Annotated in this window: 15 protein-coding genes; 6 read left to right on the top strand and 9 right to left on the bottom strand. The window is 42.5% G+C overall.

All coding sequences use genetic code 11. The features are described from left to right. Window positions 1-5 precede the first annotated feature (5 nt). From LNTAR_RS21265 to LNTAR_RS21240, 5 genes are all read right to left on the bottom strand, one after another. Entirely contained in the window at window positions 6-2444 is a 2439-nt protein-coding gene (locus tag LNTAR_RS21265; protein ID WP_007280829.1) for a hypothetical protein, read from the bottom strand. Window positions 2445-2599: 155 nt separating this feature from the next. Continuing rightward, window positions 2600-3703, bottom strand: coding sequence for a protein kinase domain-containing protein (locus tag LNTAR_RS21260; RefSeq protein WP_007280828.1), 1104 nt, complete (start codon window positions 3701-3703; stop codon window positions 2600-2602). 310 nt (window positions 3704-4013) lie between these two features. Further along, a complete protein-coding gene (gene ppdK / locus LNTAR_RS21255; protein ID WP_007280827.1) occupies window positions 4014-6815 on the bottom strand; it encodes a pyruvate, phosphate dikinase in 2802 nt (933 codons plus the stop codon). Window positions 6816-7327: 512 nt separating this feature from the next. Further along, window positions 7328-7918 carry a hypothetical protein gene (locus LNTAR_RS21245; protein WP_007280825.1) on the bottom strand — a complete coding sequence of 197 codons (591 nt, stop codon included), beginning with the start codon at window positions 7916-7918 and terminating at the stop codon, window positions 7328-7330. A 2-nt stretch (window positions 7919-7920) separates the two neighbouring features. Then, window positions 7921-8562 carry a CpXC domain-containing protein gene (locus LNTAR_RS21240; RefSeq protein ID WP_007280824.1) on the bottom strand — a complete coding sequence of 214 codons (642 nt, stop codon included), beginning with the start codon at window positions 8560-8562 and terminating at the stop codon, window positions 7921-7923. Between the two features lie 162 nt (window positions 8563-8724). On the opposite strand from LNTAR_RS21240, the gene LNTAR_RS21235 reads away from it, so the two are divergent. Further along, window positions 8725-9306, top strand: a complete 582-nt coding sequence (locus LNTAR_RS21235) for a DUF4126 domain-containing protein (RefSeq protein ID WP_040915531.1) — start codon at window positions 8725-8727, stop codon at window positions 9304-9306. A 331-nt stretch (window positions 9307-9637) separates the two neighbouring features. After that, window positions 9638-10069: a hypothetical protein gene (locus LNTAR_RS21230; RefSeq protein ID WP_007280822.1), complete on the top strand. Its 432-nt coding sequence runs from the start codon at window positions 9638-9640 to the stop codon at window positions 10067-10069. A 30-nt stretch (window positions 10070-10099) separates the two neighbouring features. Here LNTAR_RS21230 and LNTAR_RS21225 read toward each other — a convergent pair whose 3' ends face one another. Continuing rightward, window positions 10100-11461 carry a hypothetical protein gene (locus LNTAR_RS21225; RefSeq protein ID WP_007280821.1) on the bottom strand — a complete coding sequence of 454 codons (1362 nt, stop codon included), beginning with the start codon at window positions 11459-11461 and terminating at the stop codon, window positions 10100-10102. A gap of 30 nt (window positions 11462-11491) precedes the next feature. Then, on the bottom strand, window positions 11492-11701 hold the full coding sequence (locus LNTAR_RS21220) for a hypothetical protein (RefSeq protein WP_007280820.1): 210 nt from the start codon (window positions 11699-11701) through the stop codon (window positions 11492-11494). Between the two features lie 288 nt (window positions 11702-11989). On the opposite strand from LNTAR_RS21220, the gene LNTAR_RS21215 reads away from it, so the two are divergent. Both LNTAR_RS21215 and LNTAR_RS21210 read left to right on the top strand, forming a co-directional pair. Next, the gene (locus LNTAR_RS21215; protein ID WP_007280819.1) at window positions 11990-12262 is read left to right on the top strand and encodes a type II toxin-antitoxin system RelE/ParE family toxin; all 273 of its coding nucleotides are present in this window, start codon (window positions 11990-11992) and stop codon (window positions 12260-12262) included. 63 nt (window positions 12263-12325) lie between these two features. Continuing rightward, on the top strand, window positions 12326-12664 hold the full coding sequence (locus LNTAR_RS21210; RefSeq protein ID WP_007280818.1) for a HigA family addiction module antitoxin: 339 nt from the start codon (window positions 12326-12328) through the stop codon (window positions 12662-12664). A 168-nt stretch (window positions 12665-12832) separates the two neighbouring features. Here the strand turns inward: LNTAR_RS21210 and LNTAR_RS21205 are convergent, their stop codons facing one another. Further along, the gene (locus tag LNTAR_RS21205) at window positions 12833-15574 is read right to left on the bottom strand and encodes a valine--tRNA ligase (RefSeq protein WP_007280817.1); all 2742 of its coding nucleotides are present in this window, start codon (window positions 15572-15574) and stop codon (window positions 12833-12835) included. A gap of 253 nt (window positions 15575-15827) precedes the next feature. Between LNTAR_RS21205 and LNTAR_RS21200 the strand changes: the two genes are divergently transcribed. Further along, window positions 15828-16424: a hypothetical protein gene (locus LNTAR_RS21200; RefSeq protein ID WP_007280816.1), complete on the top strand. Its 597-nt coding sequence runs from the start codon at window positions 15828-15830 to the stop codon at window positions 16422-16424. A gap of 50 nt (window positions 16425-16474) precedes the next feature. On the opposite strand, the gene LNTAR_RS21195 is transcribed toward LNTAR_RS21200, so the two are convergent. Continuing rightward, complete coding sequence (locus tag LNTAR_RS21195) at window positions 16475-18202, bottom strand: CocE/NonD family hydrolase (protein ID WP_007280815.1); 1728 nt, start codon at window positions 18200-18202, stop codon at window positions 16475-16477. Window positions 18203-18469: 267 nt separating this feature from the next. Between LNTAR_RS21195 and LNTAR_RS21190 the strand changes: the two genes are divergently transcribed. Continuing rightward, window positions 18470-20167, top strand: a complete 1698-nt coding sequence (locus LNTAR_RS21190; protein WP_007280814.1) for a cation:proton antiporter domain-containing protein — start codon at window positions 18470-18472, stop codon at window positions 20165-20167. The last annotated feature ends 8 nt before the right edge of the window (window positions 20168-20175 follow it).

Genomic DNA, 20175 nt, shown 5'->3' with positions numbered 1-20175 from the left:
AAAGTTTATTCTTGAAGAGAAAAACGGAATTCTTGAGTTTTTGCATTATCGAGGGGCATGCTAAAGCTGTATTCCCAGCATTTTGATTTGGAATTGTAGTCGACTTGATAGAAGTCAGATTGAGAACATTTTTTCCAGTTTTCACCTGTTTTAATTTCTAATAGGCCCGGTTTATTTGTGTCGATCCCCGTGAAAGTGACGGCTTGGAAGGCGAGGCCATTACTTACTTTGAATTCGGCTTTATTATTGTGGGTTTGAATAAGTACAGGGCGCTGACGCAGTAATGTGCCCACATTACATTCGATGTCGAGGCTGTTATCGCTGGCTTCTCTGGCAATCATTTTCCAACTATCACCGTATTTTAAAAGGGCAGTTTTAAGAGCGCTGTTTGGACCGTAATAATCATTGGCATATTGCGGTCCAATGATCATCTCGAAGCAAGCTTTAATGCTGTCGCCAGCTTTGAGAGATTTAATTTGAGGCGCGAGAGTGATATCGGCGATTGATACTTTCCTACGGCCGAGTTCTACACCGCGCTCACGAAGGTAAGCATGCTTATCTTGACCTTGGATCTTAGCTTGCCAATTGCGCAAAATGATTCCGCGCGTGGCAGCGGCGCCATAGGCTTGAGGAGCCGATTTGTAGAGGGCGACCCAAGGGTTTTTCTGATCGAGCTTGAAGGCTTCGCCTTTGTATTGATTGTTACCCGGTGCAGTTGGCCAATCTTTAATGAGTGTTTTAGCATGGCCATGAGCGAGAGCCGTTTCTTTTGCGTAGTTGTAGCGATCGGCACCAATTTGAAAAAGCACTAAGCGATCAAAGTTCATGTCTTTTAAGATTTTGTATTCAACGTTGTAGATGCCTCGGACGAGATCATCGCTACGAGAAAGTGACGCGGTGTAGGACATAGCTGCAGATTGATCTTCCAGAACACTTGAGTAGTTCACTTCTGTGAGTAGAGGGCAATTGCGAATGTGGTCGTTGTTAACTTGAATATGAGCCAGACGTGCTTTGTTTGAGGCTTTATAGACTGAGAAAAATTCGCCTCCACCAACATTGTTAGTCCAAGTCCACTTACTATTCCCTTTATGCATGGGTGTCACCATGAGGGGGCGCACGTCAGTGATACTGGCTGAAAGACCATTTTCCGGATCGTAGCAGATCGATTCACCCCAAGCACCGAGAGCGGATTGTTCCCAAAGGTGATTGCGATGACCTTTATAACCTGGAAGAGCTAGTTGATTGTGAGAGGCCGCAGGCAGGCCTTTCCAAAAGCCATTGACGCCAAGATACTGAAATTCGAGGATGCTTCCTGCAGGAACTGTCACAAGTGTGTAAGCTCGAACCCAGGGGCCTTGATATTTATGAAATTTGCCTTGATGCCAGTTTTTTGATATTTGAACATGCTTGCCAGATGGTAGTCCTGACTCATCTCTAAGCATTGCAGAGATCCCCGTAATAGGACCTGTATTTTTGAGCTTACGGAAGACAAAGCGAAGGACTTTATCTTCACTGTTGCGATTCTGAATACGGACTTTAATGAGTTCTTCACGATTATTGACAGCGCCTGGGCTGCGATTTGTGTTTAGGTGATCGATGTCTAAGGCGTAGGCATCTAATTCATTATCGTAAGTCACAGGAATTTTTTGTTTTACGGGTAATTCTTGCTGAGCAATCACTTTAACTAAAGTATCATTTTGATGGTTTTGCTTAGATGAATTAGGACATATTTTAAAATTAACCTTATTGCTCCGTGCTCGAACGGAAAGAATTTTGCCGTCTTGGTGCAAATGACCTTGGATTACGATGAGAGTGAATTGCTGTCCGGCTTTATTGGTCAAAAGTGCCTGGTTTAAATCCTTGATCTCAACAGTGGAAAACCTCCTTAAGTCGAGTTGCCACTCGACGTGATCGCAGTCTTGGAAATCAGCTGAAAATTTCAAGCTATCTGGCCAAGATGAAACCTCGAGGTAGTCGTTGATAGCAGGATTATTTTGATTCCAAATGAGTTCTCTAATGGTACGTCGCTGAAAGTAGCGACCGCTCTCAATGAGATCGCAATTGGCCATCATTTTCTTGTCATTGAAACCATTGAGTTCAAAGTTGATGCCTTGTAACTGCTTAGTGATTTTGAAAGGGATATTGAGGCCCTTTGTATTGTTTGAGGCTTTGCTGCCATCTCTCCAAGCAAGAGTGTCTAAGCCAAATTTCTTAGTTGAGATTTCTGCGTAAAAATAGTTGCTCTCCATCGCAAAGCTCGGCTTTTCGGCGTTGAGTTTCCCTAACCAGTAGCTGCGACTGAAATCTTTGTGTTCATTAAAAGCTTCTTGTGCGGCAGTGGTGTTCGCGCTAGCGTTTTGAACACTTGGGCTCGCAGTGGCGACATTTTCCGTACAGGAGAAAAGGGATAAAAGCAATAGAAAAAAAGTGTGCCGCAAAATCATAGGGCTCCGAGTTTGAGATTGATGTTAATAAAATCTTAAACAAATAAAACACGGACTTGCTACAATAAAAGCAAGATTTTAGCTAAAAATATGGACATTTATGAGTGTCGAATAGACAAGTTCGTAGACAGGCGAACGAGGTGTGGTTTTTACATTTAGCGAATATTTTGACGATGCAGACGCGCAAAATAATCCTTACATTGAGCAAAATTCGGACGATTTTCGGGGTCAGGATCCAGCATCAGTCTGAGGAATGCCGGGAGCTTTTTATCTTTGAATTCATCAAGAAAGTTCAAGCGTTCATCTTTTATTACTTCGGGGTCAGTGGCTAAAAAGGGATACTGACCAGTGATGAAAGCAATCGCGAGAATCCCGAGAGAGTAAACAGCAGACTTGCGCGTATGAATCTTTGTGAATATAGTTTCAGTCGCTAAGAAATAGGCGGGGATGCCTTTGCTGATTTTCATGCGGTTTAAGACGGCTTCTCGCAGTCCATAGTCACAAAGCCTTGTGTCACCATTGAGTTCTAACATGACGTCTGAAGCAAGGAAGGCACCATAGATACCTTCATCAGAGAGCGTATCTGCAATTTCTGCGATTTGACTGAGGGTAAGGGCGACTTGATTTTTGGGGAGAGCTCCAAACTTATGAAGGTAGAGGTTCATGCGATAAGGCGCATTATCGCGTTGAAAATAATAGGCAGTTTCATCTTCAGTGAAGTGGAGAGGACTGAGATAGCCATCTACATGAAGCACTGAATGTTGAGTGAGGATATCTTTAATATCTTCAAGAGTCGAATGAGGATTGATTTTCTCATAGACAAGAACGTCGCCGTAGTGCTCTGTTTCTTTGTTTTGGGCTCGGAAAATATTGATAAAATCACTTTCGTAAATGTGCTTATCATAAATGTGTTTTTCCGTTTCAATAGGAACGCGAAAACGGCTTGAGCAGTTGGGGCATTGTACCCTTTCAAAAAGTGTGGTGGTTTCGTAGAAACTCGTCCCATGACATTGAGCACAGGTAATTTCCAATTGGTAGACTTCGGTTTCTTCTGAAGAAGTTTCGTTATCTTCGGCAATCATACGGTCGATATTGCCTTGCGTTTCTCTACCGGGAAGATAAAAATCATCAGGAAGTTCCATCTCAAGTTGAGTATGGCGTCTTTTTAAGGGTGGAAGAGATGTATGAAGATTGAGGCGTTTTAGTAGGCCGTCTTTAGTGCTTTCATCAACAGTTTCTTGATCACTTGTGTTATTCATAATCCTATCCTTGTCTGCAAAGGTGTTCATATCTTAATTAGAAGAGGCCTATTTTCTCTACATATGCCTTTTAGTTAATCTAACTATTTAATGTGAAATGTGTTACAAGCTTTACTGCGAGAATTAGTAATGTTGGCGGGAATTGTTCAAATTTTAACAAATCACAAGGTATACTATGATGAATTCCATGTATTTATGGCTTAATACGATCTAGTTGTGAAAGAATAGAAAAGGCTACCAAATAAAATTTGGCAGCCTTTCCCACAAAGATGAAATGAGGTTCAATTCATTTCACTAATACAAGTGTTTTTTAGTTGCGAATCGCAGAAAGTGCAGCACTCAAACGAGCCACTGGTACTCGGTAAGGGGAGCAACTCACATAGTCGAGACCTGTTCTATGGAAAAAATCGATAGAAGCTGGATCACCACCGTGCTCACCACAGATACCTATTTTAAGGTTTTCAGAAGTACTTCTGCCACCTTTAACGCCGACCTGAACTAATTTACCTACACCACTTTGGTCAAGTGTTTGGAAGGGGTCGTCGGGGTAAACCTCGAAGTTGCCTGTTCCAGTGAGGGGATCACTAACACCATTTTTGTAAGTGGGTAAAAAGTGATTTGCATCATCTCTAGAAATACCGAGAGTGGTTTGAGTTAGGTCATTGGTACCGAAAGAGAAGAAATCTGCGTGTTTTGCAATTTCATCTGCTTGGAGGGCTGCTCTTGGCAACTCAATCATCGTTCCCACAGAGTAGGCAACTTTGATATTGAGTTCTGCAAAGAGTTCTTCCGCAACTTTGTCAATCAAGTTACGTTGGTGAATAAGCTCATTCTCGTGCATGATAATGGGAACCATAATTTCCGGCTTACAGGGAATTAAAGCGTTATTTAATTCAAGTGCAGCAGTCAAAATAGCTCTAACCTGAACACGTGTGAGTTCTGGCTTGAGAATCCCTAGACGGCAACCGCGGAAACCCAACATTGGATTGTGCTCAGCCATGTCACCAAGGCTTGATTTGAGCTCGGCCTCAGTCACTTTGATCGCTTTTGCGGTTTTCGCTGTATCACCGTCACTATGAGGCATGAATTCGTGCATCGGTGGATCGAGAAGTCTAACTGTAGCAGGGCGACCATCCAAAGTTTGGAAGAGAGCAGAGAAATCATCCTTGAGAAAGTGCTCAATATGATTTAAAGCGAGAGTTTTGATTTCTTCATCTTTGGCAAGCATCACCTGACGCAAGAGTAAGAGACGTTGTTCATCACTAAACATGTGTTCGACTCGAGTTAAACCGACACCTTCAGCACCTAAGCTAAGAGCGACATTTAGATCTCTCGCTGTATCAGCGTTTGTACGAATCTTAAGTGTACGGAACTTATCAGCCCAAGTCATAATCTTTTCGTAGTGACCACAGACTTCAGAGTCTTTTGGATCGATACATTTCTCAATGAAAGCTTGGCTAATCTCAGAAGGAGAAGTCTCGATTTTACAGAAGAAAACTTCACCCGTGCAACCATCAATAGAAATGTTATCGCCTTCTTTGATAACCTGATTGCCAAAAGTAATGGTTTTGTTTTCTTCATTGACTAGTAATCCAGTGAGACCACAAACGCATGGCTTACCAAATTGTCTTGCGACAACCGCAGCGTGAGAAGTCGCACCACCACGAACAGTGAGTACACCTTCGGCAGCCATCATACCACCGAAGTCAGAAGGAGAAGTATCTGTACGAACGAGAACACAAGGAAAACCTTGTTCTTTGTACCATTCAGCTTTCTTGGCGGTCAGTGCAACGACACCAGAAGCCGCACCTGGGCCAGCATTAAGGCCGCGGCCAATGAGCTGATCTTTTGCATTCGCTTTATCTTCTGCTTTAAAAATGGGAGAGAGCATCTGTTCAATAGATCCAGGCTCTACACGACCTAGGGCAGTTTTCTCGTCAACTAAACCTTCTTCGACCATGTCAACGGCGATTTTGACTTGAGCAAAACCACTGCGCTTACCATTACGAGTTTGTAGGATGTAGAGTTTTTCTTCTTCTACAGTAAACTCAACATCTTGCATGTCCGTGTAATGCTGCTCTAAAGTCTCAAAAACGGCGGTGAGCTCAGCAAAAGTCTCTGGCATGACTTCTTCCATAGACTGCTTCTCTAAGCCCTTAGCTTTGGCGCTTTCCGCAGAGATGGGAAGTGGAGTACGAATACCAGCCACAACGTCTTCACCTTGGGCATTAATGAGGTACTCACCAAAGTAAGTTTTCTCACCAGTGGAAGGATTTCGAGTAAAAGCAACACCAGTTGCAGATGTAACACCTTTATTACCAAAAGCCATGGCTTGTACATTGACTGCTGTACCCCAATCAGAAGGGATGTTTTGAATTTTTCTGTAGAGCATGGCGCGCTCCGTGTTCCAAGAATCAAAAACAGCGTTGATAGCAGAGTAGAGTTGTTCACGGGGCTCTTGTGGGAAATCTTCACCGCTAAGTTTGGCGTAGAGTTCTTTGAGTTCCAAGCAAATTTCTTTGAGCTGTTCAATATTGAGTTCCGTGTCTTGTTCCACACCTGCTTTCGCTTTAGCTGCATCAATGATGTGTTCAAAATCTTCACCATTAAAGCCTTTTACTACATCGGCATACATGACAATAAAGCGTCGGTATGAATCGTAAGCCATGCGCTCATTATTCGTTTTAGTCGCTAGACCCTGAACAGCGATGTCAGTTAAACCGAGGTTGAGGACAGTGTCCATCATTCCGGGCATACTGACTCGAGCACCAGAGCGAACAGATACGAGTAGAGGGTTGCTTTCAGAACCAAATTCAGTTCCAGTCTGTTCTTCCATTAATTTAATGGCCTCATTGACTTCGTCTTTGAGTTCATTAGGGAGTACTTGTCCCTTCTCGTTATAATATGTGCACATGGTGGTTGGAATGGTGAATCCAGGAGGCACGGGGATACCTATGGATGACATTTCAGCAAGGTTTGCACCCTTGCCCCCCAAGAGATTTCTCATGGATGCGTTACCATCATTTTTAATTTTACCGAAATGATAGACCATGAATGGATTGACGTCAGTTTCGGCCGCTGTGTCTACTTCAGTTTGGACCTGTGTTTTCATCATTTTTTCCTTGTTGGGGTATCGTATGAGATACGTTTTCAGCCGTAGCTGAGTTTTATAGTAGGCTCGGGATCTCTTGATCGCCTGTCAGCCAAAATTGCCGAAGCAAAAAGTGTATTTTGGAAATGTTTATTTTGTTCCTCGTGTCATAAGATTTATGACACAAGAGGTGTTCTGAGCATTTTGTAAAGAGCTTTTTTCTCCCTTAATCAAATTTTTATCGTTTCTTAGTTTATGACATAATAAACGAAGCTTTGAGAAGGGAGTTACACTTTTTTGGAAAAAATCTTTTAGAAAAATATAAGTTGTGCTTAAGAAATCATTAACATGAAAATTAACCCATGATATTTCATCAGTATGAAACACTTACTCGCGAAGATTTAGGCTAAAAATCGGGCTCTTCTTTGAGCCGCTCGATTTCTTTAATAAAGCGCTTTTTGATCCTTATTATGTCCTGAAGGAGCTGTACACAGACTAAGGGGAATCGTTGACTGATTCCTCAGTTAAGGTAATTATTTCCCCTTACCTTGGCTGAAAACACCCGCTAGGGTAAGAATCCCAAACAAGACTAACCAAACAATATGGAAGGTCTTTGAGTTTGTCACAAAAACATTGAGGCTAATGATGTCGTGCAGCGAGAGGATGAGGAAAAAGCTGTGGGTAAATAGGGCTGCACCGTAGAGTGAGGTAATCAGCACCACAACTCTGTCTTTCATGAGAGCGGTAATCATCCCCAAAAATAGGGAGAGAGTTATAGCGGCGGCCATGGGTAGCCAGTTGGGGTCATGAGGGACAAAGCCTTGGATAAATGGGTAGAGCATAAGCGCGCTGGAAGCACCCAAAATAAAGGTGCCTGCACTATGGACAACTTTTGAGAGCCAGAGTCCAAAAATGGCTAAAATCCCACTGATTGTACAAGGAATCCAAAGCGAACTATGATCGATCTGTATTCCGATTATCCATCCTAGGAAACCCAAACTCAAAGCACAGGCAATGGCCAAGAGCGCTTTAAAGAGTTTTAAGCCCTTAAAAATAAAGAGTAGGGCTAAAAGGGGCAGGATGTATATAATCCAAGAATCGAGCTGATCGATTAGGTCTTCCACCTTTATTTTTCCAAGAGACTTTCGACTTGAACATAAAGGCTAGGGAAGATGGCGTCGGGATCGAATTCATCGTGTTCGTCATCGATAAATTGTTGATAGACATTCATCGGCACAGAGAGAGTCTGTTCAGCTTTGCCCGATTTACGGTTCATCATAGTAAACTCCAAATGATCCGTTTCTTTGGTATTGAAGTCGTAGTATAAATCCTGTAAAGGCCAGACGGCATCGCCATTGCGGTACATGACAAATTTAATGTATTCCATGATGCGGTCATCAATATTATTGATGTAGGTGGCAATTTTTTCAATGAACTGATTGCGGTCTAAAACCAGGCGCGCTTCAGGATCGAGTTCGGGAGGGAGCTCAGAAGCCATTTCATCGAGAACGATTTGCATTTGCTTTTCAGTTTCACGCCAATCTTCGCCTTCGACATGAGGTTTGAAAAAGATAATGTATTGACCATCTTCACTACGAAAAGTGATTGGAGTTTGTACGTGGAATTCAATTGCGCAAGCGTGACAATTGACGCGGTTTAAAGTGCCTTCAAAGAGTTCCTGAATCGCTGAACTTTGTTCGTGGATCGAGTCTATGACTTCGTATTCAATGGGGGCGTCGCAATTGGGGCAGCTAATGTGGTTTTCCATAAGAAAGTAGTATTTTTTGTTCTGTTAAAAATGATAATTTTTAATATGTATAGAATACCGGGAAATTAAAGGACACGACTAGATATTTTCACGAGTCCTTGAATGAGCAGTGAAATTATGGTATCTTAAGTAATTGATAATTAAAAGGAAGAGACAATGGAAATAGAATTATTGACGGGTTTATGTATCGGTATTGGACTCAGTGCCGCTTGTGGTTTTAGGGTTTTTGTGCCTATGTTGGGTGTGAGCTTGGCTTCACGTGCTGGGCATATGGAATTGGGTTCAGGTTTTGAATGGTTGGGTGGCGACCTAGCGATGATTGTTTTACTGATCGCCACCATTTGTGAAGTCGCGGCCTACTTTGTGCCGTGGGTAGATAATTTACTCGATACGATTGCGGCTCCCGCAGCAATTGTGGCAGGGACAATTTTAACGGGCGCAATGACAGGGGAAATGAGCCCTGTACTTAAATGGTCATTAGCCTTGATTGCCGGCGGTGGTGCAGCTGCCACAGTACAAGCAGTGACTACCGTTGTTCGCGGAACGTCCACAGCTACGACTGGTGGCCTTGGCAATCCAATTGTAGCCGCAGGGGAACTCGCAGGTGCAACGGGCGTGACCCTACTCGCCGTGTTTGTTCCGATCGCAGCAGTCATTCTCGTTATGGGAGCTCTGATTTATTTAGGTTTCCGTGTGATGCGAAAGAAGCCCAAAGCTGAAATCGTTCAGCAATCGCCCGCTTAGTTTCTTCATCATAAATACAAAAAAGCCTCCATTACGGGAGGCTTTTTTATTTAATAAATGGGGTCAAAGCTTTATGCATGGAATGAATCTTGGGGCGCTGCCCAAGACCCGCTTAAGGGTGCTTGTACCCTTAAGAATCCCTAAGCTTGTCGCCTGCTCCTACGCTTACTATTTGTTAAGAGAGTACTGGTTTACCTATAATTTATACTAAAACCATCCGCCTGGTCAAGGAGTGGCAGCTCCTTGCAGAGTTTGGGACAGAGTCCCATATATTATTTTAATTTCCTCTGTAATAAATCCCCCACTTGTTCGTCATAGATAAAAAAGGATTATGAAATATTTTATAGGCTTAGTAAGTTTGTTTATCTCTGTTTCAGCTTGGGCGAAGATAGATATGCGCCAATACAAAGAATCAGTGCAATTAGGTGAGCAAATTGTTTCGATTAGTAAAGCAGAAATCATTATTAATAAGATGCCGAGTATTGGTGAGCAAAAATCGAAGCGCTATATGATTGTGAATTTAAACATGAATGATGGTAAAAAGATTGTGAGTGAGTACAAAATTCTATCTTTAAGTTTCCCTGGATGTACGAGACGGTTTCATAAGAAAGTTAGCGAAATACGAGAGTCTGGCTGTGTGGTCCGTGCCCTGCCAAGTTGGGCAGGGAAAGGTGTACTAGTGGCTCTAGAAATAGAGGATGCTCAGGGTAAGAAAACAAAACTTAAAGCATCACCCACAGAAATGACGGTGCATTTATTTTAGAATTTGATGGAAAGGAAATGACTTTCTTAATTAAAAACCATGTGTGTATTTATAGACGGCAAAAAGGCTTTGATCTTTGGGGTTTTGAAAGACGATTGTTCGTCCTTCTTTGTCCATGGATTCTATTGTTAAAGGTTCTTCTTGATACTGACCATTAATTGAGCTAACAAATTCTTTTTGAGCTTTTTGAGCTTTTTTAGTTTTAAAGTTCTCTTTAACATCTTCTGAAGTCCAGATGCCAATAAAAGTTAGAATATCTTCATCAACAATAAACCACGCTCCTTCATCTTCATAAGGTGGGGTTCGACTGAGTTTGTCGTGGATTTCTTCGTTAAGCCCTTCCTGGAAGTCATAATCAATTTCATGAATAACTTTTAATGTCCCGTTGGCGATGGCATTAAGGTGCACATAAAAGAAATAATCCCCAGGATGGTTCTGTTCCACAAGATCTCTTAACTCTTGCTCACTAATATCCACTTTAAATGATTCATCATAAGCGTTTACATTGGGGCGTAAACAAATTCCTTGTTCTCCAGTAAGATCACATTTGGCATCATCAAGCGGTTTCCAGGCTAGAAATTCAAAATCTGCTTGAAAGTAATTCATTTCGATTTTGTTGGGTTCTTGTTTCCCAAAACGTTTTTCCATTTTCTGTCGATGTTCAGCCAGTCTCTCTTTTTCTTCAGTTTCATCTTTTACTTTCTGAGCTATTGACTTTGGATCTATAGCGTTTTTAGCTAGTCTTACGGCAAGTTCGTCGCGTTCTTTCTGAAATACAGCATCAAGATCATCATCATAAGTGCCTTGACTAATCAGTACGTCTTTGAGTTTTGAACTGGTTTTTCCCCCATAATAACCTATATTCCAGTAAGAAGTACAAGATAAGTCTCCTAATAAGGCATTGTCATATAATATACGGTATAGTTTTTGACTCATTAACATTTTTCTACCTACTGAAAATAAATCAAATTTATTTATGGAAGAGGCAAAATCAGGAGAAATTGATGGGGGAATACTTTGTCTAAACTTATCTCTACATCCGCCTCTAAACACACCATTTGAGTCTTCAAAATCATTTTCAATTTTAGCCCAGTATACTGATCGACTGGGTTTTGTTTCACCTGTTAAAGCTTTAACTAAAACTGGTTTAAAACTCGCGCCCTTTAGGTCATTTTGTTCGAAGAGTTGAACAAATTGCTTTTTAACAATTAAAACACGTGTGTCATCGAATAATATATTGAGTTGTAGTAACTTAAAATTACCAAGAGTTTTTTTCTCAAAAATGAGCTCATCGTTGATTATTTCGTTATAGTACTTATCTGTGCTATATTCCGTATCAGTATAAAAACTGACATAAGCAGCTGAAAACCTATCTGCATCTTCATATTCCAATTTTGTCTCTGAGTAATACCCATTATCACATCAAAAAATTCGATCACTTCTTTGGAGTTCATATTCTTCAACAAGAGCAGTAAGCTCTAAAAACTCGAGTAAATCAACATTATCTTCCCTAAACCAAAATTTATTATAACCGTCGAAAACAGAAAATTCTCTGCTGATTTCTTTAGCTTTTTTATTTAAAATCCTAAAAAGTTCACGACTTTTAAATTCAAATCTATATTTTAATTTCATTTTGACTTACCTGCCCCCAGATCATATTTTTATTATACTTACAATATCGAAAAATTACACGTGCTTAAAACTTCTTAAAGAGTGACACTCAATTTAATAAGTAAATTTCAGTGCGGCCCTTCATGCATATAGCAATAATAATGACCTTACTCAGACAATTAATAAATATTAATCAGATTTTGAAGAGAATAAGCTCGGGGTACGTTACTTTTAGTAAACGTTTATTTTGAATAAACGTCTATGAGATGTATACTAAGAATGGATAAGGAACTTAAGTCGAGGTTAAGAATGATTTTCAAATGCAAGGAAACTGAAAAGATTGCTGAAGGACAGGGGAGTCGCAAACTTCCTCAGCAGATTCAAAAGAAAGCCTTTAGGCAATTAATGCGCTTGAAGTATGCTGCAAGCCCAGAAGATCTTCGTATACCGCCAGGCAATCGCCTAGAAAAGCTTAGTGGTGATCGTGAAGGTCAATGGTCAATCCGTATAAACGATCAATGGCGCGTGTGTTTTAAGTGGAATGATGAAGCTGATGAAGTTGAAATTGTAGATTACCATTAAGGAGGTGGGCGTTTGGTCACTTTCGAAAAGGTTCAATAGAACAAAGGAAAAAGGAAAAAGAAGATGAAAACGAACTTAACAAACAAAGAAATGTGTGATTGGTTAGTAGCGAATGGCTATCCTCTTACTTGTCACCCTGGAGAAATACTCAAAGATAATCTCGAAGATATGAACTTGAGCGCTTACAAAGTAGCCAAAGACCTTAAGCTCAATCGTGGAACAATTAGCGGAATACTTAATGGGTCAAAGAAAATCACGGTCCAAACTGGAGTCTTACTTGCTCGTTATTTTGATAATAGTTTAGCTTTCTGGGTTAATATGCAAAATGGTTTTGAATTGGACTTTATAGAAAAATCAATGACTGCTGAACTCGAACAAGTTCCCCATGCCGTGGCTCAGTAGACAAGAAGAGTGATACCATGTATGAGGGGGATGATCTATTGGGCTTGTGGACTAAAGCTGATGACATATTCTAGTGAGTTTTCTCCCCATCCCCGCTGAGTTTCTTCACCATAAGTACAAAAAAAGCCTCCGCAATGGGAGGCTTTTTTTATGGAGTAAAGGCGAGACTTACTCGATGATGAGAGTAATGGCGAGGCCTTCGCGAGCCTCTGTGTACTCGAGTCCTTCTTGATTGAAGTGCACTTCTTCGGAACGGGCAGCAGCTTTGAGCTGGCCGGGTTCGGCTTGGAGAAGTTCGAGGTATTGATCGTCTGCTTGAACCACAATGGCCTTCACCGGTGACTTCGATTTGAGTCCGTTGGCTTGCTTGATAGGAAGAATGACTTTCTTGATATCGGCAACGAGTTCAGTTCTGAGAAGTGCATCTTCATCCATCTTGACCGCAAGTTTGAAGCGATCGTTAGATCCTTCCCAAGGTTCAGCTACGGCAACTTTTGCGAGTTCCGCAATTTTGCAAACGCCGCAGAGGTCTTCAACGATAAGGTTAATGAGCACTTGATCTTCTTCGCTAGCTTCAACGCTGAGTGTTTCAACGGCGAGCTTCATGGAGTAGTTGTTCTTTGATTTATAAGTTCTTACTAAAGTCACGAGCTCGAGTAGGAGGGCGCCGGCTTTTTTGCCAGTTTCGCAAATTGCTTCGGCAGGAACGCTGGGGAGAAGTGAGATGTGCACTGATTTGTCGCCTTCGCGCTCACGGAAAACATCTTGGTAGATTTCTTCACAGATATGAGGCATGTAAGGAGCAAAGAGTTTAATAATGCCGAGCTGGATCTTGTAGAGCGTCCAACGAGCAGCTTTTGCATCTTCCGCACTTTCGTCGCCATAGAGGCGGTGCTTGACCATTTCGATATAGTTGTCGCAGAAGTCAGACCAGAAGAATTGCTCTAAGGCATTACGAGCTGGGAAGAATTCGTATTTTTCAAAAGCTTTATGGTAGGCTTTGATCACTTCGTCGAAACGCGTGAGCACCCATTTATCCACCGCTGTGAGCGTCGGCATTGGCGCCGAAGCGTCAAAGTTTTCGAGAAAGCCTTCGGCAAAACGTGTCGAGTTCCAGAGTTTGGTGAGAAGCTTACTAGAACCTTCGATCTCATCTTCGTCAAAAGCAATGTCAGTACCGAGCGTACCAGAGGAAGCCCAGTAACGGATTTGGTCGGCACCGTGATTTGCGATCATCGCAAGTGGAGAGAAGCGGTCGCCATCTTTTGATTTGGAGATTTTGGATTTGCGAGCAAAGGCCTTACCCTCAACTTTTTGAGCTTCGACTTGCTGATCTTTTTTGATCACGTGGCCAGAGATAACGGCGTCCTTCCAAGGTACATCATTGAAGTGAAAATAAGATTTTACGATGGTGTAGAAAGCCCAAGTACGAATGATGTCGTGAGCCTGAGGGCGCATTGACATGGGGCGGATTTGGGGGAGTTCGTCTTCTTCACCCCAGCGTGAATTAAGCTCCGGAGTGCTTGAAGAAGTTGCCCAAGTATCGAGGACATCGGATTCAGGGATGAGAGTTTCGGGATCGTAGCCCTTGCAATCGAGAGGCTTGTCAACGAGTGGGTTGACGGGGAGTTGCTCAGGAGATGCGGGAACAACGGTGCCATCGGGAGCGTACCAAACGGGGATTGGTACACCGAAGTAACGCTGACGAGAAATCGCCCAGTCCCAACCGAGGTTTTCTACCCAGTCGCGGTAACGCTTGCCCATGAAAGAAGGGAACCAATTGACTTTTTCGCCTTGGGCAAGAAGTTCTTCTTTGTGTTCAACAACTTTGATGAACCACTGCTTGGTGGGAAGATATTCAACCGGAGTTCCACAACGTTCGTGTGTGTTCACAACGCGAGTTTCTGCAGCGAGATCTTCTTGTTTGAAAATGATGTTTTCTTCTTTGAGCTTTGCGATGATCGCAGTGCGTGCTTCGTCAATTGTGAGGCCTTCGAATTCGCCTGCACGTTCATTCATGATGCCTTCGAGGCTGAAGCAAACATTCATCTCGAGTTCGTGTTCACGCCACCAGTCAATATCTGTTACGTCACCGAAAGTACAGCACATAACGATACCCGTACCCTTTTCGGGGTCGGCTTTTTCGTCGGCGAGGATTTTAACTTTATGTCCAAAGAGAGGAACAGTGGCGTCTTGGCCAATGAGGTGCTTATACTTTTCGTTCTCGGGGTGAATGAACATGGCGGCACAACCTGGGAGGAGTTCCGGACGAGTTGTGGCAATCGGGATGTCTTCGCCATCAGCACTTTTGAAGTTGAGGTAATTGAAGATCGTACCCTTGTTGACGTCATCGACTTCGGCTTGAGCAAAAGAAGTTTGGCACTTTGTACACCAGAGTGTGGGGCTCTGATTATATTTTACTTTGTCGCGCTCGAGCAAGTCGAGGAAAGAACGCTGAGAAATGCGTTGTGATTTTTCACTAATCGTTGAGTAAGCACTCTCCCAAGCACAAGAGAAGCCGAGGCTCTGCCAGAGGTCCTTGAATTGCGCACGGTATTTTTCGGAAACTTCTTCACAATTTTTAACGAATTCGGCGCGGGGCATTTGTGAACCCTTGATGCCTTTTTCGCGTTCAGTGAGGATCTCTGTCGGTAAACCATTGTCGTCAAAACCAAAGGGATACATGACATTTTTGCCGAGCATGCGCTGGTAGCGAGCTACGATCTCTGCTTGCGTGTAAGAGAAAACGTGACCGATGTGAAGTTTACCTGAAACGGTGGGTGGTGGGGTGTCGATTGAGAAAGTTTCTTTATCTGATTGTTCATCAAAGGCATAGATGCCTTCTTGATCCCAGAACTGCTGCCACTTTTTTTCGCTGTCGGCAGCATTGTATTTGTTGGACAAAGCCATGATTGTGTCTCCGAATAAATTTAATCGCGCTAAAGTAATGCACTTGAACGGGATTGAAAATTAATCATTTGATTTTGTGGGTAATTCAAGTTCATCAGCAGGCAAAGCCAAGCTGGAGTGAGGCTTCGATTCGACCTTCTTTGAAGTTTTTTTATTGAGCTTGTCATTTTTACTGGGGGTAAACGATTATTATTAGCAACCGAGAAACTCTGACTGAGTTGAATTAATGATCGAAATTAAGAAGGATAGAGATATGCGTTTACTTACATTATTTATGGCTGTTTTATTTATGGCGAATAGTTCTTTTGCTAAAGAATTGTTTAAAGACCCCTCGTTTAAAAAGTTTAAAGATTATTGGTGGGTCAAGCCTCATAATGAATATGAATCATATAAGCCAGTGATTAAGAAAGGCGTTTTCTCAGTGACGACAAAGCACACCTCGGAATCACATTACTACGGTTTGGTGGGTCCAGTTGATTTGCGCGAAGGGAAAAAATATCTTTTGACTTTTGAGATGAATTGCGATGGTCAGGGCATGGTGAATATCTGTGCACGTACGACCAAAAAAGAGTCAGGCAAAAAGGGACGTAATAAAAATAAAGCCAAAACAAAAAATAAATTAGTTACGCTAGGCCTCGCTCACAAAGAAAAAGACCTTCAATCGGGTTGGAAGAAGTACACCTGCGAGTTCACGGCGACAGAAAATCCCAATTCCGATCAAGTTCCTTCAATCAAAATTCTTATTGGCGAATTCCAGGGCACAGTCGAAATCCGCAATATGTCGCTCAAGGAAAACTCTGGTGGTGATGCCGGCGGCAAAAAAGGTAAAGTGACAGTAACGGATATTTAAGTTCGCGAACACAATTATTTTGGGCCCACAGTGAAAGCTGTGGGCCTATTTTATTTAACAATGGGCAGGATGATTCTTGAGGGATGCTCTTTAGAGAGCATGATGGTGTTGTTTGCCACAGGTGAATTATTGAAGTTCATGACGGGTTTATAGGTATTGGGGTGAACTTCGTATTTCGGACTATTTGAGCTGGAAATATGCACGGCGAGTTTGTGACCTTTGTTGAGCACGTAAGCTGTACTCCACATATCGATAGTCAACTTATATACCTTGCCCTTTTCAATTTTTGATTCTTTATCGAAACCATCGTGGAAACGGGTCATGATAATGGAATCACGAAGGATGGCTTCATAGCCATCGGGATAAACGTCGATGAGCTTAGCAGTAAAGGTTGTGTCCTCCACATCTGTTTTAACAAAGAGTTCGGCCATGACTTTCCCCGTGATTTCTAGAGGTTCAGTGAGAACATCAGATGTGAAACGCAGGATGTCTTTGCGATCTTTATGGACGCGTTGATCTTTGGGACCTACACCCTGATGGATAAAGACATCGCCACCGGCAGAGGGGACGGGGTTACGCGGGTCGTATTTAAAAGTGAGTGAGGCCTTTTGTGCTGAAGATTTATTTTGTTTTAATGAGCCATCAGCCTGCATGTAGTAGGATTCTTTTGTGTGAGGTACAGGCCAGACAGTGGTCATTTTATATTCATTACCTGGAGCGTTTGGATCAATCGCATCACCCATGAGGAAATAGACCATGCGTGACTTGCCCTGTTTGTTGTCTTTTAATGCCGTTGAGATATCTGGAATTTGCCATTCTTTGGGTACGGGGCCCATATGTTTCTTGCGTCCCACCATATTACCGTGGCCTGAGGCATCCATTTGGATAATGATGTTGCCTTTGTCTCCAAAGGATTCCATATAATCCAGTGCGGATTCCGCAAAGATATCGTACCAACCCGTTTTAGCGATGAACACAGTTTTGTTATTAAGGGAAGCTTTTTGAACCGTTTTGTCGTAGGCTTTCTGATCAAAGAGGGTGATGGTGGGTTTTGGCCATTGGGGGATGGGGATACTGCGCTGGCCAAGCCAGTTATACATCTCTCGACGTACACCATTGTGGTAGGTCCAGTATTTATAGGCATTGCCGCCGCTGACTGTCGTGTAAACGGCTTTTAGGGCAGGGTGCTTAGCTAGGTAAGCCATGTAGGCACAGAAGCCATGGCCACTTTGACCAATCATGGCCACATTGCCATTACAAAAAGCTTGCTTAGAGATCCAATCGATGGTGTCGTAACCATCATTAATTTCATTATCAAAACTCTTGGCATCGAAAGTGCCTTTGCCTTCGGATTCACCGTCGCCACGGGGATCTTGGCAGATAAAGACAAGGTTTTGACCAGTGAATCGATGAGAATTATGGAAGGCTGCCCCCCAAATCCCGTAAGCCGTTCGAGTGAGAACTGCGGCTGCTGGACCTTTTTTAGGGATGAAAACACCAGTGGCGAGTTTAACGCCGTCGCGCATGGGGATCATGTGACGCTCGAAAGTGTAATTTCCGCCTAAGGTCTTGGTAATTGTTGCGATGCAGTAATTTTCTTTTTCTTCATAGCTTAAAACACCGTCGCCATTTAAGTCAGATTTTGGATGCTGGTTCAGGAAGATGTGTCCACCAGGGAGAGCGTTGGGAAGTGATTTGACGACATCTTTTGCAAAAGAGTAAGAGCCTATGGTGACCAGTAATATGAGTAGTAATTTTGATGTATGATTGTGAATCATTATGAATGGCTTCCTTTGACGATAATTTTAACTTCTAAAATGTATAAACTCCTAAGGACTTTGCATTGTTACAGCTTTACTCTGATTTGCCTTAGATATGCCTGTAAGAAGTTAATTTGTGGCGTGAGCTCATAAAAGAATAGTAAAGGGGTCATAAGAAGGTGAAGGTTTATATTGGAATAATTAATTTCGTGTGAAATATTTGAACTGCGCTTCATTTGGGAGCTAGGTCAAATCATTGTTATTATCAAAAGGGAATGAATTACTTTGCAAGAAATTACTCACCATCAAATTATGATTTTCTTCTTCAGTCTTGCTATTTTAATTGGCTTGGCGCGAATTTTTGGAGAGTTGTGTAAAAAAATTGGTCAACCATCTATCTTGGGCGAAATTGCTGCGGGGATCATTTTGGGGCCGACTGTGTTTGCGTACATCGCACCTGACTTACAAGCGACCTTATTCCCTTCCTCGGGCCCACTCTATGTAACATTTGAGTTCATTGGCATGCTTGCCATTACCTTGTTTATGCTGATTGCGGGTATGGAAGTGGATTTAAAATGCCTCAAGAAGCAGGCAAAACCCGCCACAGTTGTGGGCATAAGCAGTATGATTCTGCCTTTCGCGGGTGGTTTCGCTTTAGTTTACCTTTTTCCTAAGACCTTTGATACACAAGAAAAAACTTTTGTGACGGCACTCTTTATGGCAACGGCCTTAGCGATCTCGGCCTTGCCAGTGATTACAAAAATTTTAATGGATCTCAAACTCATTAAAACTGATTTGGGTGTGACGATCATTGCGGCGGCCATTTTTAATGACCTCACGGGCTGGATGATTTTTGCGATTGTTCTGAGTTTGATGAGCGATACTTCGGGCGGTTTTCCTTGGGGAACAATTGTGGGGATTGTTGCTGCGGGCGCCTTCATGTTGACAATTGGACGTAAAATCGTGCTTGCACTGATTCCACGAGTGCAAGCCCACGCCTCTTGGCCGGGTGGTGTCATGGGCTTTATACTTACAGGAGCCTTATTGGCCGCTGCAGTTGCCGAATGGATTGGTGTGCATGGAATTTTTGGTAGCTTCCTGTTTGGTGTGGCTTTAGGGGATAGTCCTCATTTGCGTCACCAAACTGAAGAGTATATGGAGAAATTCATTTCCTTTATCCTGACGCCTATTTTCTTTGCGACGATTGGACTCAAGGTCAATTTCTTAACTCACTTCGATCTGTTTGCGGTCGTGATTCTGCTTGTTGTTGGATCCATCACAAAAATAGTGGGTAGTTATGTGGGCGCTAAAATTTGTGGAATGAGTCAAAGAGAATCTATGGCTTTGGGCTGGGGCATGAATGCTCGAGGTGTGATGGAAATTATTTTGGCGATTATTGCTTTAGAAGCCAAAGTGATTAACGATACGGTTTTTGTCGCGATTGTGATTTTAGCCTTATTTACATCGATGACTTCCGGTGCTCTGATGAAGATTAGTTTGAAGCGGCGATCAAAAACATCTGCATTGACAAGTTTTGGACGTGGAGCCTTTGTTGCAGATCTCAAACATCCTGCACCTGCTCACGTTATCAAAGATATGGTTTTGCAACTGAATATTGACCATGAAGTACAGGCAGATATCATTCAAAGTACGATTAGTCGTGAACAACTCATGTCCACGGGCCTTGAGAAGGGTTTGGCCGTGCCTCATTGTCGAACCGATTTAGTGAAAAAGCCAATATTACTGATTGGCCTTCATGAATCAGGGGCAGATTTTGATTGTTTTGACGATGGCAAGGCCCATGTGATTGCCTTGATCATTACACCTTTGAGTGACCCCGAAAGTCAACTGGAATTGATTAGTGTCTTAGCCTCACATTTCTCGTCCAAAGAAGAAATGGTTAAAGCGATGACCTGTAAATCCAAAGTGGATATGCAGGCGATTCTTAATGCCGCCGATGAAATGTCGGAAAAGCATTCATAATAAAAAAG

Origin of the sequence: Lentisphaera araneosa HTCC2155 (assembly GCF_000170755.1) — a bacterium.
GTDB classification, from domain to species: Bacteria; Verrucomicrobiota; Lentisphaeria; order Lentisphaerales; family Lentisphaeraceae; genus Lentisphaera; species Lentisphaera araneosa.
This window is presented reverse-complemented; position numbering and strand designations above follow the sequence as displayed.